The following is a 25,487-nucleotide window of genomic DNA, read 5'->3' as shown; positions in this document are numbered from 1 at the left end:
CCCCCGTAGGGCGTATGCGGTATTAGCAGTCGTTTCCAACTGTTATCCCCCTCGACTGGGCAGATCCCTAGGCATTACTCACCCGTCCGCCGCTCGCCACCTCAGAAGTAAACTCCCTTGTGCTGCCGCTCGACTTGCATGTGTTAGGCCTGCCGCCAGCGTTCAATCTGAGCCATGATCAAACTCTTCAATTAAAGTTTTGTTGCTTCCGTCTTGCGACTTCAGCGGCTCAATGAATTCTGATTTTTTTGTTTCTAACTAAAGAAACAAACTGTACATATTGCTATGAACACTCATTGTTACATTGATTTAAATTTTTGACTGCCAACCCGAAGGTTAAGCAGTTTCGATTAACTCAACACCTGTGAGTGTCCACACAGATTTCTTGTTTTATCTTGTTAAAGAGCGTTGACCACATACCGTTGCCGGCGGGTCGGGCTGATGCTTCATCAGCTCAAGGTCGTGCATTCTACGCATTTCCCGTTTCGCGTCAAGGAGTTTTTTACAACTTCTTGCTGCGCTTGAATTAAGTGCTTAAAAGCGACTCAATTCAACTTAACTCGTCAGCTGGCTTTCGCTGTCTGCCGTGTCAGTGGATGCGCATTATAGGGAGCAGGAGATTTTGTGCAAGGGCTTTTTGTAGGAAAATAACGATTAATGGTTTAGACGTTTACTTATCAAACGATACGTATAAAAAAGGGGCTAAAAAGCCCCTTTATCTCGATTAAGTCTGGCAATCTATATGAGTCACGCTCAGCTAGATCATCATAAATACTGTTATCTATGGACTAAAGAAACGAGATTCTTGCTCAACTTCGACTTCTTCACCGTCGATATGAGTTTTCACTTTTATCTCGATATTAGTAACTGAACGAGACAGCTCAACCGGATCGATACCCACACTAATAGGGAGAGTTAACACTTCACCACCCGCAATAGTGACCGAAGTTGGACCGTACCATTTATAGTTGTCTAATCCTTCGACACTCATAGTGTATTCGTGGGATTGCTCTGTCTTATTAAGAATCTTCAAGGTGAAGGTGTTTTCAATCAAACCTTGATTGTTCTCTCTATAGAGCTGGTTGCGGTCACGAATGATGTCCATACGCACAGGCGCTATGGTCGCACTGGAGTATATAAAGACTAATATCATCGCTACCAGTACCACGCCATAACCGACAAGTTTAGGTCGCAGCACTTTTTGCTTAATTCCTTCTAACTTGTTCTCGGTGGTATAACTGATAAGCCCTTTTTCATATCCCATACGATCCATGGTTTGATCGCAGGCATCGATACAAGCGCCGCAGTTAATACACTCATATTGCAGACCATTACGAATGTCGATTCCCGTAGGACATACCTGCACACACAAGTCACAGTCGATACAGTCACCAAGCCCTAGCTCTTTAGGGTCATCTTTGCGTGAACGCGGACCACGGGTCTCACCACGTTTAGTATCGTAACCCACGATAAAAGTATTCTTATCGAACATGGCCGCTTGGAAACGAGCATAAGGACACATGTGGATACACATGATTTCACGCATCCAACCCGCATTGCCGTATGTGGCAAGTGTAAAAAACACGACCCAGAAGTAGATACCGCCAGAAGCATTAAGCGTAAATACATCGACATAGACTTCACGACTTGGCACAAAATAGGACACAAAGGTCATCGCCGTCATCAGAGAGAGCAATAGCCAAGCCGTATGTTTTGCCGTTTTGCGCCAGAGTTTGTCAAAGCTCCATGGCATTTGATCTAACTTAATGCGTTTATTGCGTGCGCCTTCAAGTTTTTCCTCGAACCAGATGAACATAAAGGTCCATACTGTTTGGGGGCAAGTGTATCCACACCAAACACGGCCAAGATAGGTGGTCACAAAAAACAGAGCGAAGGCAGCGATCATAAACAACGCTGCAAGCAAGGTGAGATCCTGCGGCCAAATCGTTAAACCGAAGACGTGAAACTTTTGTTCGCCCAAGTTAAACCATACGGCTTGACGGTCGCCCCAAGGGATCCAAGGTAAAAGCAGGAAAAATAACATGGCGATCCAGCCCATGCGGCGACGTACGCTACTCCACAAACCGTCTATAGCTCGGACATAAATCCGATTACGAGGATTAAAGCGATCGGCTTTACTCGCATCTGGCTGGTGAATCTTAATTCGATTGGTTTTCGAATAGTCCTTGTTGTTAGATTCTGAGTTCATCGTTACAGCCTTTTACTGCTTTAATATTGGACGAAAACTAGCTTATTATACCCATATTCTTAATGGTTATTCACTTATGTTGGACTAAAAGATGAAAGGTTGGATCATATTGGCGCTACTCGCGGGTGCTTTATATTACTTATACACAGAAACAGATAAATTAGATGTTCCTATTGCAAAGACTGAGGCGATGATCAAAGAAATAGAGAATAAAGTTGACTCTATGACAGGAACAAAAATTATTAAAATCGACCATAAACTGGCTAAGGTAAGAACCGACATCATAGAACGTTTATCCACATTAGAACTCGAAGCCTTCAATCAAATTCCAATGACACCCGAGTCTATTGCCGACTTTAAGGCTAACTATTGCGGTACTATGGCACCTCAACATCCAGTGTTTAGCAAAGATAATCAGCTTTATCTATGTGATCACCTCTAATCATTACAGACTCATAGGCAAACGGGATTTTGCTATATAGCGCTAAGGTTTAGACTTAGGTGATTGACCTTATATATGATTCCGCCTAGCCTTTGAGGCATTACAGCATAAAGGCCTATGAATCATGACCCAACAAGTATCAGACATTTTTGATCCCACCCTATGGGATGAAGTCAGTGGATTTCATTTCGACGATATTACTTACCACAGAGCCAAAGCGCACGGCACAGTACGCATTGCCATTAATCGCCCAGAGTGCCGCAACGCCTTCCGACCTAAAACCGTTGATGAGTTATTTATCGCACTCGACCATGCACGCCAATGGTCTGATGTGGGTTGCGTACTGCTTACGGGTAACGGTCCTTCGGCAAAAGATGGTGGCTGGGCGTTCTGTTCAGGTGGCGATCAACGTATTCGCGGCAAAGATGGCTATAAATATGAAGGCGCCGAAGAAGGTAAGGCCGATCAAGCCAGAATGGGCCGCTTACATATATTAGAAGTACAACGCCTTATCCGCTTTATGCCTAAAGTGGTCATCGCCGTTGTGCCGGGCTGGGCGGTGGGTGGCGGCCATAGTTTACACGTAGTGTGTGACTTAACCTTAGCCTCGAAAGAACACGCAATATTTAAACAAACCGATCCCGATGTTGCAAGCTTCGACTCAGGTTATGGCAGTGCTTATCTCGCCAAGATGATAGGTCAAAAACGTGCCCGCGAAATCTTCTTCTGCGGATTTAACTACAGCGCTGATGAAGCCTTCGACATGGGTATGGTTAATAAATCCGTTCCCCATGCAGAGCTAGAAACCGAAGCATTAATGTGGGCGAAAGAGATTAACTCTAAATCACCTACGGCTATGCGTATGCTTAAATACGGCTTCAACATGACTGATGATGGTATGGTCGGTCAGCAATTATTTGCCGGTGAAGCGACGCGTTTAGCCTATGCGAGCGCCGAAGCACAGGAAGGACGCGATGCCTTCCTCGAAAAACGCGATCAAGATTTTTCAGCCTTCCCTTGGCACTACTAATTTTAGAATCGTATTAATTTACGTTTAAATGCTCAAAGCCCTCCATCGTGAGGGCTTTATGTTTTTTACAACGGATAAATAGATAAAACCGTTTAAACTAATCTGAAAACACAGCTTTTAATTTTAATGAGAATTGTTATCATCTAAGTATTCCCGCTGGGAGCCTATTTAGAGGACAAGATCATGACTAAGACACTCACTTTTGCCGTACTGCATTTTAGCGTCGCTTTTACCGTAACCTATTTATTAACTGGCAGCGTAGTCGTCGGTGGCGCAGTAGCCTTAGTAGAACCCGCGATTAACACTGTAGTGTTTTACTTCCATGACAAAGTGTGGAAACGCATTGAGGCCAAAAAGCAGCACGAACTAGATGCCATTCCAGCATAGAAAGCTAAGCCACTAGCATTTGCTATTGCTGTAAGTTAATCGTCATTTTGTCGTGAATCTAAATGAAAAAACCGCCAATAAAGGCGGTTTTCATTTAAATATCTCTATTTATTCTACTGTTACAGACTTTGCCAAGTTACGTGGTTGATCCACGTCGGTACCTTTGATTAATGCAACATGGTACGACAATAGCTGTAAAGGAATAGTGTAGATCAGTGGCGCCATAAAGATGTCACAGTGTGGCACAGGGATCACTTTCATCGTGTCATCCGACTCAAACTCGGCATCCACATCGGCAAACACATACATTAAGCCGCCACGGGCACGCACTTCTTCAACATTCGATTTCAGTTTTTCGAGCAATTCATTGTTTGGCGCAACGACAATCACTGGCATATCGGCATCGATAAGCGCTAGTGGGCCGTGTTTTAATTCGCCAGAGGCATAAGCTTCAGCATGAATATAAGAAATCTCTTTCAGCTTTAACGCGCCTTCCATCGCAATCGGATATTGATCGCCACGGCCAAGGAATAACGCATGGTGTTTATCGGCAAAATCTTCAGCCAGTTCAGCAATCGCAGCATCTAAACCTAAAGCTTGTTCCACTTTTGCTGGCATAGATTGTAGGCTTTGAGTGATTTGAGCCTGCATTTGATCAGACATACCATTGTGGCGACCGATCACCGCAGTCAACATTAATAATCCAGCAAGTTGTACTGTGAAAGCTTTAGTCGATGCCACGCCAATCTCGGCGCCCGCTTTCATCATGTAAGCCATGTCAGATTCGCGAACCAATGATGAACCTGGCGCATTACAAATGGTCAATGTGGCTTTATAACCCATTTCTTTCGCTAAGCGCATGGCCGCTAAGGTATCGGCAGTTTCACCCGATTGTGAAATCGTCACCAACAGGCTATTTGGGAATAAGTGCGACTTGCGATAACGGAATTCAGAGGCAATTTCGACGTTACAAGACACGCCAGCCCAATCTTCTAACCAATAACGTGCCGCCATGCCCGCATGGTAACTAGTACCACAGGCGATGATTTGCACATGTTTGATATCTTTTAAAAACTCAGCAGCGTTGTCACCAAAAGCCGTGTCTAGCACTTGCTTATTAGCAATACGACCTTCAATTGTGCGCGTCAGTGCCAATGGCTGCTCGTAAATTTCTTTAAGCATATAGTGGCGATATTCGCCTTTGTCACCGGCATCGTGGGTAATTTCAGATTCTTTTACTTCACGCTCAACGGCATTACCGTTTAAGTCGAAAATACTCACGCTGCGACGGGTCACTTCGGCCACATCACCTTCTTCTAGGAAAGCAAATGAGCGAGTCACGGGTAATAAGGCGAGTTGATCTGAAGCGACAAAGTTTTCACCTAGACCAAAACCAATCACCAATGGACTACCAGAGCGAGCAACAACCATACGTTCACTATCACGACGGTCAATAACGACTGTGCCATAGGCGCCTTCGAGTTGTTTAACTGTGGCTTGTACAGCACCAAGTAGAGTGTTATGGGTTTTCAGCTCATGGTGCACTAAGTGACAAATCACTTCGGTATCGGTATCTGAACTAAAGCTGTAACCTAAACCTTTAAGCATTTCGCGCAGTTTATTGTGGTTTTCGATAATACCGTTGTGCACCACGGCAATATCACCTTCCGATAAATGCGGATGAGCATTACGCTCACTCGGCTCACCGTGGGTCGCCCAACGAGTGTGCGCGATACCGGTTCCGCCTGCTAATGGGTCAGTTTCAAGCGCAGCCGACAACTCTTGTACTTTGCCAACGCGGCGCGTACGGTTGAGTTCACCATTGTGAATAACGGCAACGCCTGCAGAGTCATATCCGCGATATTCTAAACGGCGTAAGCCTTCTACCAGAATTTCAGCCACATCCCTTTGCGCCACGGCGCCTACGATTCCACACATAGTCTTTACCTATAAATTAAAATGAAGTTGTTAAGCTATTTTGTCTATTGAGCGTAGGGCGCTAACATAACTCGCACGCCCTGATCTGAAATTTGTTTGAGCGCACTCTCGTCGATACGTGAGTCGGTGACCAACACACTGACCTTGGCCCACGGTAACTCTAAGTTAGGGATCCGCTTGCCGATTTTGTCTGAATCAACCATAACGATCACTTCGCGGGAAACTTCGGCCATCACTTTGCTTAGACCTGTTAACTCGTTAAAGGTGGTGGTCCCGCGTTCAAGATCGATACCATCAGCACCGATAAACAGTTGGTCGAAATTATATGAACGCAACACTTGCTCGGCGACTTGACCTTGAAAGGATTCAGAATGCGGGTCCCAAGTGCCACCAGTCATCAATAAGGTGGGCTCGTTTTCGAGTTCATGGATGGCATTTGCAAGGTGTAGCGCATTCGTCATGACCACCAGCCCACGCTTATCGTTCAGCTGTTCAATCAAGCCTGACGTCGTAGTGCCACTATCGATAATGATGCGATTGTGATCTTTAATCAGCTGCGCGGCGGTTTTCGCAATAGAAAGTTTATTAGGCGCTATCTTGGCAGAGAACTGTTGAGTGACTTCGTCTGGAATCGCCACGGCGCCACCGTAACGGCGCAATAATAAACCCGTTTTCTCAAGCGCGGCGAGATCCTTACGAATCGTCACTTCTGAGGTTTCAAAACGTAACGACAGTTCATCAACGCTCACTTCACCCTGTTCGTTCAATATGGTGATTATGCTGTGGCGACGCTGCTGTGTGTTTCGTTTATTCATAAAACCTTTCAGTTAAGTTTCGATTCGAAAGGTGCATTATAGTGAAACGAAACTTTTTTGCTAGTCATACGAAGCACTCTTTCGCATGATCGCGAGTCATTTTAATTAATTTAAAATTGTGAACTTAAAAACCAACCAATAAAAAAGCAGTTTATCCTTTAGGGATAAACTGCTTTAAATGGATTAAAAATCCTAATAAGTATTAGAACTTAGCTTCAACTGCAACACTGAAGTTACGGTCTTGGCCAATAGTGACCATATTGTACTGACCACCATCGATATAATCGGTATCGAAGAGGTTTCTCACGTTGGCGCGAAGGCTCACATCTTTGCCCATGATATCCATAGTGTAGGCTGCACCTATATCGAAACGCACATAACCATCTTTAGTAATAGTGTTATCGAGATCGGCAAAACGCTCACCCACATAGATAGCACCGAAGTTCATCGCAAAATTGTCAGTCACTTCGTAACGGGTCCAGATATTGGCCGACCACTCAGGGGCATCAATCGGAGTTTTACCTTCACGGGCATCTCCCGTTTGATACTCTGCATCTAAATACATCATGGAAGAAGTAACAAACCAGCTATCACCGATTTGACCCTGTGCTCCCATTTCAAAGCCACGATGTTTCTGTTCACCACCCTGAGTAGTGATATCGGTATAATCACCAATTGGTGCAGATAATTTCTCTGAAATTGTGATGTTTTCGAGCGTAATATCGAATACCGCTGCGGTTAATAACAGGCTATCGTCAAACAATTCCCACTTAGTACCCAGTTCATATTGAATACCGTATTCTGGCTTTAAATTCAGGCCATCGTTGACATCGAATTCGTTATTTACCGCGCCTTGTGGTGTAAAGCTTTTTGAATAATTAACGTAAATGCTACCATTAGCCATTGGCGAGTAAATTACCCCAAACTTAGGCGACACGGCATAGCTGTTTTCACCTTCTCCGTCTTTCTTCTGTTCGTCGTAACGCACACCAGCAAGCAATTTCCATTGCTCATTAAGCGTCATCAAATCCTGTAAATAGAAACCGTAATACTTGTATTCGCTTGGGTTGCTTAGCTTACCTTGGTGATAATCAAGATCTTGCTGAATAATTGGTTGCCCAGGAATTACGGGCTGACTTTTGCCTTTCTGAATTTGCTGCTGATAGAAATAGTCTAAATAGTTAGCTCCAATAAGGAATTGATGATCCATTCCTGCCAAAGAAAATTCACCCGTGAAATCGACATAGGCCGTTTTATGCTGCCAATCGTCGTAACGGTCGAATGGTTTGATGTTATAACCATCTTTGAATGGATCTTCAGAGCCTTCAATCAAACTTGGCGCAGAGTCTAAACGTTGGCGATTAAACTGCTGATCGTTATAACCAACTTTGACTTTCCAATCATCACTCATCTGCCAAGTTAGATCGGCACCTAAGTTAGAGACTGTGTTATCGGTAAAGGCCCAAGGTGCATCCCATACGGTTTTACGTCCACCTATCACATTACCTTGTTTATCTAACCACCCACCCGCATCAATGCCTGCTTTATCTTGGGTATGATCGTACTTAACCGATAACAGAACATCATCACTGACATCAAATTCTAGGTTTAAGTAACCTAACCAACGGTCACGCTCTTGATTCTCATCGTTAGCGGAATACTCACGCCAGTATTTTGTGTCTTGCTTCACTAACACGCCGCGGTAACGAAGACTCTGAGCATCATTTAAACTGCCGCCCGCATCTAGCTGAGCACGGGTCGAACCGTAGCCATCCGTATCAAAACCAAGATCTAACATTGAATCATAGGTCGGTTTCTTAGTGACCATATTAACTAAACCACCAGGGCCAGATTGGCCGTACAACATGCTCGAAGGACCTTTCAATACTTCGACTTGCTGTAAAGTTTCAATTGGTTGTACGTAGTGAGACCATTGTTGATGGCCATTGATAAGATAACCATTACCCGAATCGAGCTCGAAGCCGCGGATACTGAAGACTTGACGGTTCCAGCGCGTGGTTCCCGCTGTCACACTCGAATCATTAACTAATACTTCCGCTAGATTGGTTGCCAACTGTTCATCTGTAACAAAATCAGGGATAACATTAACTGACTGTGGAGTATCCATTAAGTCGATATCGCCACGCATGGCACCCGATGCACTACCGACTTTATAGTCGTTAAAAGTACGGCCAGTCACATTGATGCGCTCAATATTTTTATCGCTCGCCACTTCTGCAATAACCGGCATAGCCATTAATGCCGAGCCTACAGCTAAACCTATAACTGAATATTTAAATACCATTGCCAACACCTCAAATAGACCTTTCGTCTTAGAATTGCAGGCAATATAAATGAGAAGTGTTTTTATTTTCTCTTCTTTACGAAAATTTACAATTGCGTGTGATAGTGATCAAATTAACTTAAAAACCAACAATTTGCCCATACCACAAAAACATGAAGAAAATCTTAATTATTAAGCATTATTTAATAAAAAGGCTTTTTAGTGCAAAACATTGAACACAATAAAGATAAAAGCGGCACATGGCCGCTTTTTTGACATTAAGTTGAGTTTTAAAACTTACTTTTTAATTTTCACTGGACGTTGCCAACCAGTGAGGTGTTTTTGTTTAACACGAGTGATCACTAACTCATTCTCACCTACATCGCGGGTAATCGTTGAACCGGCCCCTAAAGTTGCCCCTTTACCTATGGTCACTGGAGCCACCAACTGAGTGTCAGAACCGACAAAGACGTTATCTTCGATAACAGTAAGATGCTTATTCGCGCCATCATAGTTGCAGGTAATAGTACCAGCACCAATGTTGACGCCATCACCAATGATGGCATCGCCTAAATAGGCTAAGTGTCCAGCTTTGGATCCCACACCAATCACCGCTTTTTTCACTTCAACAAAGTTTCCAATATGTGCATCTTGCTTAAGTTCTGCTCCCGGACGTAAACGTGCAAATGGGCCAGCACTGGCAGCAACGCCAAGCGTAGCACCTTCGATAATAGAGTAAGGCTTGATCTCAGCATCATCGGCAATCTCGCAATCAATTAAAATCGCGCCTGCACCAATTGTGACATTATTACCCAAGGTCACTTTGCCTTCGAATATCACGTTGATATCGATCATCACATCCATACCAACAGTGACTTCACCACGGATATCGATACGGCTTGGGTCGCGAAGGTTCGCCCCCGCCAACATGAGCTTTTCGGCTTCACGAGCTTGGTAAGCACGTTCAAGTTGCGCTAATTGCACGCGATTATTGGCGCCTTCGACTTCAATGGCCGATTGTGGCTGAGCAGTATCAATAGCAACGCCATCTGCGTGCGCCATAGCAATAATATCCGTTAGATAATATTCGCCTTGAGCATTATTGTTCGATAAACGGCTCAACCAAGTTTTAAGTTGTTTACCCGGAACCGCCATGATGCCGGTGTTAATTTCGTTGATCAGCAACTGTTCTGCTGTCGCATCTTTTTGCTCAATAATTCCAATGACTTTTCCTTGCTCACGGACAATACGGCCATAACCCATAGGATTCGCTAAATTCACTGTTAAAATAGCAACGCCATTTTCAGGACGGGCAGCGAGTAAGGCTTCGAGAGTCGATGTTTGGATCAACGGCACATCGCCATAAAGAATAAGCACTGTATCGCTGTCAGCGATATGTGGGCTAGCCTGTGCAACCGCATGACCTGTGCCTAATTGCTCGGCTTGCAATACCCAGTTAAGTTGCTGCTCACCCAAACAGGCTTGTAGTTTGTCGGCGCCATAACCATAGACTAACTGAATAGAGTCACTGCCAACTTTATTAGCGGTATCGATGACATGTTGCACCATGCTCTTATGGGCGATGGGATGTAATACCTTAGGAAGATCAGAGCGCATCCGTGTTCCCTTGCCAGCCGCTAAGATCACTACATTTAATGCCATTACCAGATCCTTGAACAAATACCCAAGAGGGTGAAAAATTACGGTCGTATACCAATCACATTAAATATCTAATCAGTTCAGAGCCTCACAGGCATCTCAATCCAAGGCGCATTGACGCAGAAATGGTTATTCCCTTTTAAGTCAATGCAACACGGGAGTGGGATGCCTGTGAGGCTCCCAAAGGGCGGGTTTCAACGCGCTTCATACTGCGTTCAAGGCTTTCGACAGAGCACCACTATGCCTTCAAGCCTTCGCCTTGTCTAAAGCGCGTTGAACTCCCGCTGAATGAACAGATATTTAATACGATTGGTATTAGTGGCGCAATTTTAACGGAAAGCACATCGAAAAGCGAAGTAGATAGCGACACTAATCAATCAAAGACATGCAAGAATGCCAATCTATCCCATTTTTAGACACAAAAAAGGCGACCTTATGGTCGCCTTTTTTCACAAACAATAACCTTATCTGGCAATGTTTTTCTTGATGGTTTCAACAACACGTAATTGAGCCATAGCCTTAGCTAACTCAACCATAGCCGCGTCATAATTGAAGTCAGCGCCAGCAGTTGCCATATGGGCTTCTGCACGACGCTTAGCTTCTAATGCCGCTTGCTCATCAATATCTTTGGCACGCATAACCACATCAGCCAATACGGAGACAGAAGAAGGCTGCACTTCCAGAATACCACCTGAAAGGTAAAACACTTCTTCACTGCCGTCTTGCTTGACGATGCGCGCCATGCCAGGTTTGATATAACTAAGCAAAGGAGCGTGGCCATGCATTATGCCCAACTCACCTTCAGAACCAGTCACTTGCAGCGAAGCTACACGACCAGAGAAGATTTTGCTCTCTGCGCTTACAATATCAAGATGTACTGTCATGGCTGCCATCCCGTTCTCCTTAAAAAACTAAGTATGAATACTTAGTTATTTCTTTTTGTTCGCTTTCTCGATGACTTCATCGATTGAGCCAACCATGTAGAACGCTTGTTCTGGCAGGTGATCAAACTCACCGTTCAAAATACCCTTAAAGCCACGGATAGTGTCTTTCAGAGAAACGTACTTACCAGGAGATCCAGTAAAGACTTCTGCTACGAAGAAAGGCTGAGATAAGAAACGCTCAATCTTACGAGCACGGAATACGACAGTCTTGTCTTCATCAGACAATTCGTCCATACCCAGAATCGCAATAATGTCTTTCAGCTCTTTGTAACGTTGCAGTACAGTTTGCACGCCGTTAGCAACGTCATAATGCTCTTGGCCAACAACCAATGGATCTAATTGACGTGAAGTCGAATCCAATGGGTCAACCGCTGGGTAAATACCCAGAGAAGCAATTTGACGTGACAGTACAACAGTCGCATCTAAGTGAGCGAAGGTTGTTGCTGGTGACGGATCGGTCAAGTCATCCGCAGGTACGTATACCGCTTGTACAGAAGTAATAGAACCCGTCTTAGTTGAAGTGATACGCTCTTGCAGAACGCCCATCTCTTCAGCCAATGTTGGTTGATAACCTACCGCAGAAGGCATACGACCTAACAGTGCAGATACTTCAGTACCGGCTAAGGTATAACGATAGATGTTGTCAACGAACAACAGTACGTCACGACCTTCGTCACGGAACTTCTCTGCCATAGTCAGACCAGACAGTGCAACACGCAAACGGTTACCTGGAGGCTCGTTCATCTGACCATAAACCATGGCCACTTTGTCGAGAACGCCAGAATCTTTCATCTCGTAGTAGAAGTCGTTACCTTCACGAGTACGTTCACCTACACCGGCGAATACAGAAAGACCCGAGTGGGCTTTAGCGATGTTGTTAATCAGTTCCATCATGTTAACTGTTTTACCAACACCCGCACCACCGAACAAACCGACTTTACCACCCTTAGCGAATGGACAAACAAGGTCGATAACCTTGATGCCAGTCTCTAACAGTTCAGTAGAGCTTGATTGATCTTCGTATGAAGGAGCTGTACGGTGAATAACATAACGCTCTTCTTCACCGATTGGACCCGCTTCATCAATAGGCTCGCCTAATACGTTCATGATACGGCCAAGAGTGGCGGTACCAACTGGAACAGTAATAGGTGAACCTGAGTTTACTACTTCAAGACCACGACGCAGACCGTCAGAAGAACCCATAGCGATGGTACGAACTACACCACCACCTAGCTGTTGCTGAACTTCCAGCACCAAACCATTACACGGGCCTTCACCTACGATTTTCAGAGCGTCATATACTTGAGGTACGGCATCTTGTGGGAACTCTACGTCCACAACCGCGCCAATCACTTGGACAACAGTACCTGTGCTCATGATTAATCCTCTAAAACTTGTATTCGTTACCTAACCTAAACCGCAGAGGCACCAGAAACAATTTCCGACAGTTCCTGCGTAATCGCAGCCTGACGGGCCTTGTTATAGACCAGTTGCAAGTCGTTGATAAGCTCACCCGCGTTGTCTGTTGCCGACTTCATTGCCACCATACGGGCAGCTTGTTCAGAGGCAATGTTTTCAACAACACCTTGGTAAACCTGAGATTCTACATAACGGACCAATAAAGTATCCAAAAGTGCTTTTGGATCTGGCTCGTAGATATAATCCCAACGATGAGCAGTTTCATCATCTTCTGATTTAGGCAAAGGTAGCAGCTGCTCGATCACAGGAGTCTGCGTCATAGTATTCACAAATTTGTTAAATACCACGTACAGACGATCCAGCTTGCCTTCGTTGTAAGCTTCTAGCATGACACCGACTGTCCCGATCAAGTCAGCGAGCTTTGGAGCATCGCCTAAACCTGAAGCGTGAGCAGACACTTGTCCACCGAAGTTTTTGAAAAACTGCACACTACGTGCACCGATAGGGCAAAATTCAAATTCTGCACCTTGGGCTTTCCAGCTTTTCACGTCTGCAATAACCTTTTTGAAAAGGTTAACGTTCAGACCACCACAAAGGCCACGGTCGGTTGCTACAACAATGTAACCAACCCGCTTAGCCTCTCTCACCTCCAAATAGGGGTGTTTATACTCGAGAGAACCTTGCGCGACGTGACCGATCACCTTACGCATGCTTTCCGCATATGGACGGCTCGCAGCCATGCGTTCCTGCGCTCTGCGCATTTTGCTGGCTGCCACCATTTCCATGGCGGACGTGATCTTCTGAGTGTTTTTCACACTCGCGATCTTGGTTTTAATCTCTTTAGCGCCGGCCATCTCTACTCTCCAATCTGGACCTGAGGTGTCTTAAGACACCTCTATCATTGTTACCAGGTTTGGGTTGCTACGAACTTGTCGAGGCCAGCTTTTAATTCAGCTTCGATATCAGCGCTATAATCGCCAGTTTCGTTGATAAGCTTCATTAAAGGAGCATGCTCGCTGTTCATGAACGAGAGCAGAGCGGCTTCGAAATTACCGACCTTATTCAGCTCAACACTCTTCAGGTAACCTTTTTCAGCTGAGAAAATAGACACAGCTTGAGCGGCTACGCTCATAGGAGCATATTGCTTTTGCTTCATCAGTTCGGTAACACGCACACCATGCTCAAGCTGAGCACGTGTTGCATCGTCAAGATCAGATGCAAATTGCGAGAACGCAGCAAGCTCACGATACTGTGCTAGTGCGGTACGAATACCACCAGACAGTTTCTTGATGATCTTAGTCTGAGCCGCACCACCAACACGAGAAACAGAAATACCTGGGTTAACCGCTGGACGTAGGCCAGAGTTAAACAGATCGGTCTCAAGGAAGATCTGACCATCGGTAATAGAAATTACGTTGGTCGGTACGAATGCAGAAACGTCACCCGCTTGCGTTTCAATAATCGGCAGCGCGGTTAAAGAACCAGTTTTGCCAGTTACTGCACCTTTAGTGAACTTCTCTACATAAATCGCGTTAACGCGTGATGCACGCTCTAATAAACGTGAGTGTAGATAGAATACGTCACCTGGGTAAGCTTCACGGCCAGGTGGACGCTTGAGCAGTAACGAAATTTGACGATAAGCAACTGCTTGCTTAGACAAATCATCGTATACGATCAAAGAATCTTCACCGCGGTCACGGAAGTATTCACCCATAGAACAACCAGAATATGGCGCTAAGTATTGTAGAGCAGCGGCTTCAGAAGCAGTTGCAACAACAACGATAGTGTTAGCTAACGCACCGTGTTCTTCTAGCTTGCGCACTACGTTAGCGATAGTAGAAGCCTTTTGGCCAATCGCGACGTACACACATTTAATGCCAGAATTTTTCTGGTTGATAATTGCGTCGATCGCCATTGCTGTTTTACCAGTTTGACGGTCGCCAATGATCAATTCACGTTGACCACGACCGATAGGGATCATGGCATCAACGGCTTTGTAACCAGTTTGAACTGGTTGATCAACAGACTGACGTTCAATAACACCTGGTGCGATAACTTCAATTGGCGAGAAACCATCGTTATCGATAGGTCCTTTACCGTCAATTGGCTCACCTAGAGTGTTAACAACGCGGCCAAGAAGACCGCGGCCAACTGGAACTTCCAGAATACGGCCAGTCGTTTTCACTTTTACGCCTTCTGCTAAATCAGCATAAGGACCCATTACTACGGCACCGACAGAATCACGTTCAAGGTTCAACGCGATTGCAAAACGGTTACCAGGCAGTTCGATCATCTCACCTTGCATCACGTCGGCTAGGCCGTGGATGCGGATGATGCCGTCACTTACCGCAACGATAGTACCTTCGTTACGAGATTCGCTAACGACTTCGAACTGCTCGATCCGCTGCTTAATCAGATCGCTGATTTCAGTGGAATTCAGTTGCATGCTCAAACTCCCAATTACGACTGCAGCTTATCAGACAGACGCGATAACTTACCGCGGACCGAGCCATCGATGACTAGGTCTCCTGTCTTAATGATTACACCGGCGATGAGCGCGGCGTCAGTGCTACAATTCAGCTTAACTTTGCGTGCGAGACGTTTCTCTAAAGAAATACTAATCTGCTGTTGTTGTTCAGAGCTCAGCTCAGTTGCAGAAACCACATCGGCTTCTACTTCTTTTGCCCACTCATTACGGTATTCAGTAAATAACTGAGATACAGCAGGTAGCACCTTTAAGCGACCGTTTTCAGCCATTACCTTTATCAGGTTCTGACCTTGCACATTGACTTGCTCACCACACACACTAATAAAGAGTGCTGCGAGCTTAGTGCTGGCTAAAGAGCCAGCTAACAGTGGTTGCATGGTTTCGTTTTCACTCACCAATGCGGCAAACGTGAGCATTTCAGCCCAAGAATCCACTGCATCTTGTTCAATAGCAAAGTCAAAAGCTGCCTTTGCGTAAGGGCGAGCGATGGTGGTTAATTCAGCCATAACTCAACTCCCTTATCAAATTTCAGCGACTAGTTTATTAACTATGTCACTGTGGGCGGCTGGATCAATAGAACGCTCAAGGATCTTCTCAGCACCCATGATGGCAAGAGTAGCAACCTGCTTACGCAGATCCTCTTTGACGCGATTACGTTCAGCTTCAATTTCTGCTTTACCCTGAGCGATGATTTTAGCACGCTCAGCGTCTGCTTCGGTTTTGGCTTCTTCAACTATTTGAGCTTTACGCTTGTTAGCTTGCTCAATAATTTCATTAGCCGTTACCTTGGCTTCTTTTAGTTGGTCAGTCGCTTTCGCTTGTGCCAACTCCAGGTCTTTTACCGCACGATCAGCATCAGCTAGACCGTCAGCAATCCTTTTTTGGCGCTCTTCGATGGCATTCATCAAAGGGGGCCATACAAACTTCATGCAAAACCACACGAAGATGATAAAGGCGACCGTCTGACCGATTAGGGTAGCGTTGAAATTCACAACAGCCTCCTATTTAGAGTTAAGACAGAAGCGTTTTTTACAGCATTGCACCCAGTGGGTTGGTAAATAGCATAAATAATGCGATACCAACACCGATCATAGTTACGGCGTCAAGAAGACCCGCTACGATGAACATTTTAACTTGTAGCATAGGAGCCATTTCTGGTTGACGCGCAGCGCCTTCCAAGAACTTACCGCCTAATAAGCCGAAACCGATTGCAGTACCAAGAGCACCCATACCAATCAGCAGAGCAACAGCGATAGCTGTCATGCCTAAAATCGTTTCCATCTGTATCTCCAGTATCTAAATCTATATTAGTTGATGATTTAGTTTAAAATTTCTTCAGCAATCCTTAATGATCTTCATGCGCCATGCTTAAATAAACAATGGTCAACATCATGAAGATAAACGCCTGCAGCGTGATAACCAAAATGTGGAATATTAACCAGCCCAGTTGCAGAGTCACACCTAGGGTAGATAATAACAAGTTGGTACCATACATCAGCGCAATAAGGATGAAGATCAACTCACCTGCGTACAAGTTACCAAAGAGTCGCAATGCCAATGAAATTGGCTTAGCAATCAAAGTAACAGTCTCTAATAGGAGGTTGACGGGTATCATTGCCTTATGGTTAAAGGGCTGTAGTGTCAATTCTTTAACAAACCCAGACACACCTTTGACCTTAATGCTGTAAAAAATAATCAGCACGAACACACCAATAGCTAAGCTAAAGGTAATGTTAACGTCAGTCGTCGGAACCGCTTTTAGATAGGGAATACCCATTAAACTTGCTGCGTGAGGCAGCCAATCTACAGGGATCATATCCATGAAGTTCATCATGAATACCCATACAAAAATGGTCAGAGCTAAAGGCGCGATCAGAGCATTGCGACCATGAAAACTTTCTTTCACGCTGTTATTTACGAACTCGACGATAATCTCAACAAAACATTGCAGTTTGCCAGGAACACCGGAAGTCGCTTTTTTACCAACGCTGCGGAAAATCCACAGGAACAGAACACCAAGACCAACCGAAAAGAACAACGAATCAATGTGCCATGTCCAAAAGCCTTCACCAACACTTAAGTTGGTAAGGTGATGTTGGATATAGCCCTGCGGTGTTAACGCTTCACCAGTTGCAGCCATGATTCATCCCACTTAACTTTGCTTGAAGTATAAAGGAGCTGTCCAATGCACGATTAGCGTCAGCACATAACAAACAAAAAGCGGCATAAAAGCGACCTTAAGATTGATAAACACAAACGAAAACATTGCGATGGTTAACAGCAACTTTACCGCTTCCCCCCAGTAAAAAGTCTTTATGACTTTTGCAGCTGAACTTGCTCCCGTGTGGGAGAAAGCGAGGGTTGCGAATACAAAATTAGGGAGCACAGCGATTGAACCACCTGCTAATGCAGAATAGCCAAACTGAGCTCCCCACACGGCGAAAAAGAGAATTGAAGCACCCCCAGCGACCGCCGCCTGCATCATCACCAATTTATAGGCTGACCACCGGCCACGACGCGCTAAAACTTTACTCAATTCATCCTCTCCGCATTCATACTTTTTGTTTCGATGACCGGATGACAAATACCCGTATTTATGTCGATGCACAAAAAGCTTGCGAAAGTATACCTTTTCACGCCTTCATTGCAACTTTGAGATAAGGAAAAACAACACTTTTAACGTGATCTCGCGCCAAACGAGTTAAAATGTAAGATTAGCATCTGTCACAAATTTACATTAAAAACTGTTAATCTACAGACATTAATGAATTTTACTAAGAATTCCGTCTAATTCAGCCAGATTCTGATAGTTAATTACAATTTTACCCGTGCCCTTACTGCTATGAGCGATCGAAACCTTGGCACCTAATCTTTCAATTAACTGCTGCTCTAAACGACAAACATCTTGATCTTTAGTCGTAGTTTCGGCTTGTTTAGGCGGATTTAAGGTTTGATTAATTAATCGTTCAGTTTCGCGAACGGTTAATTCCTTAGCGGCCACTAATCTCGCAAGATTTGTTTGTTCTTCTCCCTCAATTGCCAACAAAGCGCGAGCATGACCCATATCAATGTCGCCATACTCGAGTAGACGCTTAACAGGCTCATTTAAGCCGTTTAAACGTAACAAGTTAGATACACTCGCTCTGGATTTTCCCACAACATCGGCAACCTGTTGGTGAGTCAGTTCAAACTCTTGCATTAAACGTTGCAATGCAATGGCTTCTTCCATGGCATTTAAGTCTTCACGCTGGATGTTTTCAATCAAAGCAATAGCAACAGCGGCTTCATCAGCTACTTGCTTTACTATGCAGGGGATTTTATTCAAGCCAGCAAGTTGCGCAGCACGCCAACGACGTTCACCCGCAATGATCTCATACATGTTATTCGTTACTTGTCTCACAACGATAGGCTGAATAATGCCTTGGTTGCGGATAGAGTGTGCCAGTTCCTCCAACGCTTCGGGGGACATGTCTTTACGAGGTTGATACTTACCTGGCTGTAATAAGTCTAAATCGAGATGGATAAGCTCTTCTTTTTTATCGACAACATCAGCTTCGTCAGTGTGCTTTTTACTGGCGGCATGGCTGTTACTCAGTAGGGCATCTAACCCTTTGCCTAATCCTCTTTTCTTTAACGTCATGATGATCCTTTACGCTTGCTTAGCCTGAGTTTGTTGTTCTGAACGACGGATCATTTCACCCGCAAGCGCTAGATACGCCTTAGCGCCAGCACTCGATTTATCGTAATACATAGCAGGCGCTCCAAAACTTGGTGCTTCTGCCAGCCTCACATTACGTGGGATAACGGTACGATAGACTTTGTCACCAAAATGCTGTTTTAGCTGATCGGACACATCATTAGACAAACGATTACGCGGATCATACATAGTACGTAAAATGCCTTCGATGCCAAGTCCAGGATTAACCATAGCAGCAAGCTTAGTGATGGTATCAATCAGCGCAGTTAAGCCTTCGAGGGCATAATATTCACACTGCATAGGCACGAGTACAGAGTCGGCCGCAGACATAGCATTTACGGTCAACATGTTCAATGAAGGAGGGCAGTCGATGAAGATATAATCATATTGATCTTTGATCAGTGCGAGCGCGTTACGCAAACGAACCTCACGGGCAAAAAACTCCATCAATTTGATTTCTGCCGCAGTGACATCGCCATTACTGGCGATCAGATCATACTTACCTGCAGTGTTTTTAATGACGATCTCGTCGAAAGATTTTTCTTCAACCAATAATTCATAGGCTGTATTAGCTACGTCATACTTATCGACACCGCTCCCCATGGTGGCATTACCTTGAGGATCGAGATCGATCAATAATACTTTACGTTTTGTTGCTGCTAACGAAGCGGCGAGGTTAACGCAAGTAGTTGTTTTTCCTACGCCACCTTTCTGGTTAGCCACGGCAATCACTTTACCCACAATATCACCCTGTATGTAAATGCTGGTTTATTGCCCTTGCTTATAAATGATTTATTTATCACTTTTAAGCCTGTTATTCTTTGATTATCTTTAATAAATGTCTTTTTTCATCGAGTTTAGGCACCTTAAGCTCGATAACTTCTTTCACCACAAATCCACTGGGAATATGTTGCATCTCTTCATCATTCAACTGGCCTTTAAGTGCATAAAACTGTCCATGTTCGGCGGTGAGATGATGGCACCAAGTCAGCATATCTTGGATTGAGGCAAATGCACGACTTAATACGCCGTCGAATTTATCCTCCGGTTGATAAGCTTCTACGCGGCTTTCAACTGAACTGATGTTATGTATGCCTAATTCAAAGGACACTTGTTTTTGAAAACGAATACGTTTACCTAAGCTGTCCAATAACACAAATTGTTTATCGGGGTTCATAATGGCTAACGGGATCCCAGGTAAACCCGGTCCAGTGCCTACATCGATAAAACATTCACCTTGCAGGTGTTTTGAAACTACTAAACTGTCCATGATATGACGGATCAGCATAGCTTCGGGATCTCTCACCGATGTCAGGTTATAGGCTTTATTCCATTTGTTGAGCATGCCAACAAAATCAATTAGTTGTTTTTTCTGCTCGGCGGTGGCGGGCAAATTAATTTCGGCTAAATAAGCCTCTAACTGGGCAGATAACACTGAGCAACCTCAACAAATATACGATTATGAACGCGAAGGCTATTATGAAGCCCGAAAACGATGAAGGGAAGCCTGAATGCTTCCCTTCTATGACCTAAGCTGCGATTAAGCTAGCTTTTACGCACTCTTACGTAATAAGCCACGCTTTTTGAGGTGAACTAACAAAATTGAAATAGCCGCAGGCGTAATACCAGAGATCCGTGAGGCTTGGCCTATGGTTTCTGGTTTGTGGTTATTTAACTTAGCAATCACTTCGTTCGACAAGCCCGGTACCTCTTTGTAATCGAGCGTCAAAGGTAAACCTGTGTTCTCATTACGCACAGCTTTGTTGATCTCTTCCTGCTGACGTTGAATATAACCAGAATACTTAACTTGGATCTGAACTTGCTCAGCCGCCTGTGGATCTTCAAGCCCTGGACCAAAACCTTCGATCTGCATCAACTTACTGTAATCCATTTCTGGACGACGCAGTAATTCTTCAAATGATGCTTCGCGAGAGATCGGCGTATTCAAGTGTGGGTTTAACGCATGGATCAAAGGTGAATTTGGATGTACCCATTGAGCGCGCAAACGTTGTAACTCAAGTTCGATCGATTCTAACTTCTCACTAAATGCCGCCCAGCGAGTGTCGTCAACTAAACCTAATTCGCGACCTTTTGCCGTTAAGCGAATATCAGCGTTATCTTCACGGAGTAACAAACGGTATTCGGCACGGCTAGTAAACATGCGATACGGTTCTTTGGTACCCAGAGTCGATAAATCATCAACTAGTACTCCAAGATAAGCTTCGTCACGGCGTGGACACCAGGCTTCTTTGCCTTGCACTTGCAGTGAGGCATTCATGCCCGCTAACAAGCCTTGAGCACCTGCTTCTTCATAACCTGTAGTGCCGTTTATTTGGCCAGCGAAGAATAAACCGTTGATCGCTTTGGTTTCTAATGAGTTTTTCAGATCTCTTGGATCGAAATAATCGTATTCGATCGCATAACCTGGACGCATGATTTCTGCGTTTTCCATGCCTTTGATCGAACGTACTAAATTCAACTGTACATCGAAAGGTAAACTAGTAGAGATCCCGTTAGGATAGATCTCATTTGTATTTAAACCTTCTGGTTCGATGAAGATCTGATGCGAAGATTTATCCGCAAAGCGGTGGATCTTGTCTTCAATCGATGGGCAATAACGTGGACCAATACCTTCGATGACGCCTGAATACATAGGGCTTCTGTCTAAACCACCACGAATAATTTCATGGGTTTTTTCATTGGTGTGAGTGATCCAGCAAGAAATTTGCTTTGGATGGTGACTGACATCGCCCATAAACGACATCACAGGCAATGGAGAATCGCCTTTCTGTTCAGCCATTTGAGAAAAATCAATCGTGTTTGCATCGATACGTGGTGGGGTACCTGTTTTTAAACGGCCGACTCGGATCGGTAATTCACGTAATCGATTTGCTAAAGCAATCGCTGGTGGATCGCCTGCACGACCACCGCTGTAGTTTTCTAAGCCTATATGAATTTTGCCGCTTAAGAATGTACCTGTTGTTAATACAACAGCTGGAGATTCAAAAGCTAAACCCATTTGGGTAACTACACCAACTACTTGATGATTTTCAACAATTAAGTCATCTACTGCTTGTTGGAAAATACGTAAGTTAGGTTGGTTTTGTAATATATTTTGGATTTTTTGACGATACAGTGCACGGTCAGCTTGTGCACGTGTTGCTCGTACTGCTGGGCCTTTACTTGAATTTAAGGTTCTAAATTGGATCCCTGCATAATCGGTTGCGATTGCCATTGCACCACCTAAGGCGTCAATTTCTTTCACTAAATGGCCTTTGCCTATGCCACCGATCGCTGGATTACATGACATTTGTCCTAACGTATCGATATTGTGCGTTAGTAATAATGTTTTTGATCCCATTCTTGCTGCTGCCAACGCGGCTTCAGTTCCGGCATGACCACCACCAACAACAATAACATCAAACCGTTCATGAAAATGCATGCCACTACCTTCAATTGCTAAGAGACTCAGTACGAGCCGAGTATTTTAGCATTTGCTTCGTCTTAGGTGAATGATCATTTTACGCTGTTCGATCGAGATGATCCGGACTAATAGATCTTAAGATCTTTATATAGATCTTCTTATTATGTTTACTATTAGGATCGCGTTTTTCTGTGCATAACCCAAATTCATTATATAAATCATTAATTAGCGCGATCTTGATCCTGTGATCTGATCGCGATCTAATGTCATTAAACATGGGGATAGATCGCCTACTTATCCACAAGGCGGATCATTAAGCAGATCGGACTGTGAATAGTACAGAGGTTGATCAGATCTAAATAATAGCTTATCCACATGTTTATACTTTAAATAAGTAAATTGTGGATAAATAGGATCTAAACTGTACATAGATAGGGACCTTATCCAATAAGCGATCTTAAATATCCTGTTGCCATTGTGCTAACCATGCAAGGGCTGGGTCTTCCGGCACAGGATCAAGCTGTACATCGATCTGGATCTTATCCACAAAGGTTTTTGCATCGCAGTCTTGAATGGCCGAAATTAATTTTTCTGGGCCTTGGCAAAAGGTATCGTAACTTGAGTCACCAATTGCACATAAGGCAAAGTTTACTTGGCTGAGATCCGGTTTTTGCTCGGTAATTTCGTTGAAAAAAGGCTGAATATTATCTGGAAGATCACCAGCTCCATGAGTTGATGACACGATAATCCACAGTGCATGGGTGTCTATTTCGCACAATGTTGGGGTTAAATGAACTTGAACTTGGTGTCCTTGCTCCGTTAATTGGGCCATCATTTCGTCGGCAACATACTCTGCACTGCCCAATGTTGTACCAACGATTACTTCAATCTTTGCCATTATGATTTCTCAGTGTGTTGTTGTTTTTAAAACTAATTTCAATTAAATAGATAGCTGAATGGCTATTATTATGTTCATCATAAAGGAAATGTGGATAGGACCACAGAAGCAATATATGATTTTTGCAGTTTTTGCATCCTTTATATAAGGTTGGTTTCGCTTACATGTTACCTTTAGCTTCTTGATACATAATTAATATATTTAAATAGTTAATTTCATTTAAAATCAAATGATTATAATAGGATGATCCATGACAACACCCGTAAATGCGCCCCAGTGGCCACGGCAAATTCCTTACATCATAGCCAGTGAAGCTTGTGAACGTTTTAGCTTTTACGGTATGCGGAATATTCTTACCCCATTCTTGATGACAGCACTTTTGTTGTCTATTCCAGAAGAACTGCGCGGAACTATGGCTAAGGATGTGTTCCATTCCTTTGTCATTGGAGTGTACTTTTTCCCGTTACTCGGTGGTTGGATTGCCGATCGTTTTTTCGGTAAATACAATACTATCTTATGGTTAAGTTTAATTTATTGTGTTGGCCATGCATTTCTCGCTATTTTTGAACACAGTATTCAAGGGTTTTATACGGGATTATTTTTAATTGCGCTCGGATCGGGTGGGATTAAGCCCTTGGTTTCTTCCTTTATGGGAGATCAATTTGATCAAACCAATAAAACATTGGCGCAGAAAGCGTTTGATCTGTTTTATTTTACGATTAACTTTGGCTCCTTCTTTGCCTCGTTATCTATGCCATTACTATTGAAATATTATGGTGCTGCGGTCGCATTTGGGATCCCTGGTGTCTTAATGTTTATTGCAACTGTGTTCTTCTGGTTAGGTCGAAAACGTTATGTGCATATGCCACCCGAGCCGAAAAATCCCCATGGTTTTTTACCCGTTATTCGTACCGCATTGCTCACTAAAATCGCTGGTCAAGCCAACATAGGTTTAGTGTTAGCTTTAGTTGGGATAATTTCTGCAGCGTATGCCTTAGTGAATATTCCAACCTTAGGTATCGTTGCTGGTTTGTGTTGTGCGTTAGTGCTAGTGATGGGATTTGTTGGCGCTGGGGCTTCATTGCAACTCGAACGCGCTAGGGGGATCCATCCGGATATCGCCGTTGATGGGGTGCGTTCAGTACTACGGATCTTAATCTTATTTGCGTTAGTGACTCCTTTTTGGTCTTTGTTCGATCAGAAAGCGTCCACTTGGATATTGCAAGCCAATGACATGTCTAAACCGGAATGGTTTGAACCCGCTATGATGCAAGCTTTAAACCCATTATTAGTTATGTTACTGATCCCATTTAATAACTTTGTGTTATATCCGGCGATTGAGCGCATGGGTATAAAGTTAACTGCTTTGCGTAAAATGGGGGCTGGGATTGCCATCACGGGCGTGAGTTGGATAGTCGTTGGTAGCATTCAATTGGTGATGGATGGCGGCTCGGTATTATCAATATTTTGGCAGATAGTGCCCTATGCTTTGCTCACCTTTGGTGAAGTATTAGTCTCTGCCACTGGGCTAGAGTTTGCCTACAGCCAAGCGCCTAAAGCCATGAAAGGCACTATTATGAGTTTTTGGACCTTATCGGTGACCGTCGGTAACTTATGGGTGCTACTAGCGAACGTCAGTGTGAAAAGTCCGGCTGTGACCGAACAAATTGCCCAGACGGGGATCAGTATTACTGCATTTCAGATGTTTTTCTTCGCAGGTTTTGCCATCTTGGCGGCATTGATATTCGCGCTTTATGCAAGATCCTATCAAATGCAAGATCATTACCGCCACGTCGAATCATGAGTTAGTCGATGAGTGGAAATATTCAGTTGTAGATAAAAAATCAGCCCAT

At 44.2% G+C, this 25,487-nt stretch carries 24 protein-coding genes and 1 rRNA gene; 5 read left to right on the top strand and 20 right to left on the bottom strand.

Translation table 11 applies throughout. The features are described 5' to 3' along the window. Nucleotides 1–194: ribosomal RNA gene (locus L5L77_RS15345) — 16S ribosomal RNA — on the bottom strand; the annotation flags it as partial. A 587-nt stretch (nt 195–781) separates the two neighbouring features. Then, complete coding sequence (gene ccoG / locus L5L77_RS15340) at nt 782–2,209, bottom strand: cytochrome c oxidase accessory protein CcoG (RefSeq protein WP_263180487.1); 1,428 nt, start codon at nt 2,207–2,209, stop codon at nt 782–784. A 91-nt stretch (nt 2,210–2,300) separates the two neighbouring features. Here ccoG and L5L77_RS15335 point away from each other — a divergent pair, with 91 nt between their 5' ends. The 3 genes from L5L77_RS15335 to L5L77_RS15325 all read left to right on the top strand — a co-directional run bounded on the left by L5L77_RS15335 (nt 2,301) and on the right by L5L77_RS15325 (nt 4,068). Then, entirely contained in the window at nt 2,301–2,651 is a 351-nt protein-coding gene (locus L5L77_RS15335; protein WP_113941424.1) for a hypothetical protein, read from the top strand. Between the two features lie 124 nt (nt 2,652–2,775). Continuing rightward, nucleotides 2,776–3,681: a 1,4-dihydroxy-2-naphthoyl-CoA synthase gene (locus tag L5L77_RS15330; RefSeq protein WP_113941423.1), complete on the top strand. Its 906-nt coding sequence runs from the start codon at nt 2,776–2,778 to the stop codon at nt 3,679–3,681. A 183-nt stretch (nt 3,682–3,864) separates the two neighbouring features. Continuing rightward, nucleotides 3,865–4,068, top strand: coding sequence for a DUF2061 domain-containing protein (locus tag L5L77_RS15325; RefSeq protein ID WP_105250772.1), 204 nt, complete (start codon nt 3,865–3,867; stop codon nt 4,066–4,068). 108 nt (nt 4,069–4,176) lie between these two features. Here L5L77_RS15325 and glmS read toward each other — a convergent pair whose 3' ends face one another. The 4 genes from glmS to glmU form a co-directional block, all read right to left on the bottom strand. Further along, a complete protein-coding gene (gene glmS, locus L5L77_RS15320; protein WP_014611872.1) occupies nt 4,177–6,006 on the bottom strand; it encodes a glutamine--fructose-6-phosphate transaminase (isomerizing) in 1,830 nt (609 codons plus the stop codon). 44 nt (nt 6,007–6,050) lie between these two features. Then, complete coding sequence (locus L5L77_RS15315) at nt 6,051–6,821, bottom strand: DeoR/GlpR family DNA-binding transcription regulator (protein WP_011791272.1); 771 nt, start codon at nt 6,819–6,821, stop codon at nt 6,051–6,053. A 202-nt stretch (nt 6,822–7,023) separates the two neighbouring features. Then, on the bottom strand, nt 7,024–9,126 hold the full coding sequence (locus L5L77_RS15310; protein ID WP_263186052.1) for a TonB-dependent receptor: 2,103 nt from the start codon (nt 9,124–9,126) through the stop codon (nt 7,024–7,026). Between the two features lie 276 nt (nt 9,127–9,402). Beyond that, nucleotides 9,403–10,767 carry a bifunctional UDP-N-acetylglucosamine diphosphorylase/glucosamine-1-phosphate N-acetyltransferase GlmU gene (gene glmU, locus L5L77_RS15305; protein WP_113941420.1) on the bottom strand — a complete coding sequence of 455 codons (1,365 nt, stop codon included), beginning with the start codon at nt 10,765–10,767 and terminating at the stop codon, nt 9,403–9,405. A gap of 203 nt (nt 10,768–10,970) precedes the next feature. On the opposite strand from glmU, the gene L5L77_RS15300 reads away from it, so the two are divergent. Beyond that, nucleotides 10,971–11,180, top strand: a complete 210-nt coding sequence (locus tag L5L77_RS15300) for a hypothetical protein (RefSeq protein WP_263186056.1) — start codon at nt 10,971–10,973, stop codon at nt 11,178–11,180. Nucleotides 11,181–11,228: 48 nt separating this feature from the next. Here L5L77_RS15300 and L5L77_RS15295 read toward each other — a convergent pair whose 3' ends face one another. The 14 genes from L5L77_RS15295 to mioC form a co-directional block, all read right to left on the bottom strand. After that, on the bottom strand, nt 11,229–11,657 hold the full coding sequence (locus L5L77_RS15295; protein WP_105250790.1) for a F0F1 ATP synthase subunit epsilon: 429 nt from the start codon (nt 11,655–11,657) through the stop codon (nt 11,229–11,231). Between the two features lie 36 nt (nt 11,658–11,693). After that, nucleotides 11,694–13,085 carry a F0F1 ATP synthase subunit beta gene (gene atpD, locus L5L77_RS15290; RefSeq protein WP_105250791.1) on the bottom strand — a complete coding sequence of 464 codons (1,392 nt, stop codon included), beginning with the start codon at nt 13,083–13,085 and terminating at the stop codon, nt 11,694–11,696. 35 nt (nt 13,086–13,120) lie between these two features. Next, nucleotides 13,121–13,981: a F0F1 ATP synthase subunit gamma gene (gene atpG, locus L5L77_RS15285; protein ID WP_006084762.1), complete on the bottom strand. Its 861-nt coding sequence runs from the start codon at nt 13,979–13,981 to the stop codon at nt 13,121–13,123. Nucleotides 13,982–14,031: 50 nt separating this feature from the next. After that, nucleotides 14,032–15,573 carry a F0F1 ATP synthase subunit alpha gene (gene atpA / locus L5L77_RS15280; RefSeq protein ID WP_105250792.1) on the bottom strand — a complete coding sequence of 514 codons (1,542 nt, stop codon included), beginning with the start codon at nt 15,571–15,573 and terminating at the stop codon, nt 14,032–14,034. Between the two features lie 14 nt (nt 15,574–15,587). Beyond that, the gene (gene atpH, locus L5L77_RS15275) at nt 15,588–16,121 is read right to left on the bottom strand and encodes a F0F1 ATP synthase subunit delta (protein ID WP_006083842.1); all 534 of its coding nucleotides are present in this window, start codon (nt 16,119–16,121) and stop codon (nt 15,588–15,590) included. A 15-nt stretch (nt 16,122–16,136) separates the two neighbouring features. After that, nucleotides 16,137–16,607 (bottom strand): F0F1 ATP synthase subunit B, encoded by a 471-nt coding sequence (gene atpF / locus L5L77_RS15270; protein WP_006083841.1) that lies wholly within the window; start codon nt 16,605–16,607, stop codon nt 16,137–16,139. A 37-nt stretch (nt 16,608–16,644) separates the two neighbouring features. Next, nucleotides 16,645–16,896 (bottom strand): F0F1 ATP synthase subunit C, encoded by a 252-nt coding sequence (gene atpE / locus L5L77_RS15265; protein WP_006083840.1) that lies wholly within the window; start codon nt 16,894–16,896, stop codon nt 16,645–16,647. 64 nt (nt 16,897–16,960) lie between these two features. Next, nucleotides 16,961–17,755, bottom strand: coding sequence for a F0F1 ATP synthase subunit A (gene atpB, locus L5L77_RS15260; RefSeq protein WP_105250793.1), 795 nt, complete (start codon nt 17,753–17,755; stop codon nt 16,961–16,963). Between the two features lie 12 nt (nt 17,756–17,767). Beyond that, nucleotides 17,768–18,151 (bottom strand): ATP synthase subunit I, encoded by a 384-nt coding sequence (locus L5L77_RS15255; RefSeq protein WP_263186053.1) that lies wholly within the window; start codon nt 18,149–18,151, stop codon nt 17,768–17,770. A gap of 225 nt (nt 18,152–18,376) precedes the next feature. Then, nucleotides 18,377–19,255, bottom strand: a complete 879-nt coding sequence (locus tag L5L77_RS15250; protein WP_105250795.1) for a ParB/RepB/Spo0J family partition protein — start codon at nt 19,253–19,255, stop codon at nt 18,377–18,379. 9 nt (nt 19,256–19,264) lie between these two features. Continuing rightward, nucleotides 19,265–20,053 carry a ParA family protein gene (locus L5L77_RS15245; RefSeq protein WP_263186050.1) on the bottom strand — a complete coding sequence of 263 codons (789 nt, stop codon included), beginning with the start codon at nt 20,051–20,053 and terminating at the stop codon, nt 19,265–19,267. A 73-nt stretch (nt 20,054–20,126) separates the two neighbouring features. After that, complete coding sequence (gene rsmG / locus L5L77_RS15240) at nt 20,127–20,747, bottom strand: 16S rRNA (guanine(527)-N(7))-methyltransferase RsmG (RefSeq protein WP_263186049.1); 621 nt, start codon at nt 20,745–20,747, stop codon at nt 20,127–20,129. Between the two features lie 117 nt (nt 20,748–20,864). After that, nucleotides 20,865–22,754 carry a tRNA uridine-5-carboxymethylaminomethyl(34) synthesis enzyme MnmG gene (mnmG, locus tag L5L77_RS15235; protein WP_113941417.1) on the bottom strand — a complete coding sequence of 630 codons (1,890 nt, stop codon included), beginning with the start codon at nt 22,752–22,754 and terminating at the stop codon, nt 20,865–20,867. Nucleotides 22,755–23,193: 439 nt separating this feature from the next. After that, complete coding sequence (mioC, locus tag L5L77_RS15230) at nt 23,194–23,634, bottom strand: FMN-binding protein MioC (RefSeq protein WP_263223039.1); 441 nt, start codon at nt 23,632–23,634, stop codon at nt 23,194–23,196. Nucleotides 23,635–23,884: 250 nt separating this feature from the next. On the opposite strand from mioC, the gene L5L77_RS15225 reads away from it, so the two are divergent. Next, nucleotides 23,885–25,438, top strand: a complete 1,554-nt coding sequence (locus L5L77_RS15225) for an oligopeptide:H+ symporter (protein WP_263186047.1) — start codon at nt 23,885–23,887, stop codon at nt 25,436–25,438. Nucleotides 25,439–25,487: the final 49 nt, after the last annotated feature.

It is taken from the genome of Shewanella sp. SM29 (assembly GCF_025654245.1).
Taxonomy (GTDB): domain Bacteria; phylum Pseudomonadota; class Gammaproteobacteria; order Enterobacterales; family Shewanellaceae; genus Shewanella; species Shewanella oncorhynchi.
Note: the sequence above shows the minus strand (reverse complement) of the source record. Positions and strands in the feature narration are given on the sequence as shown.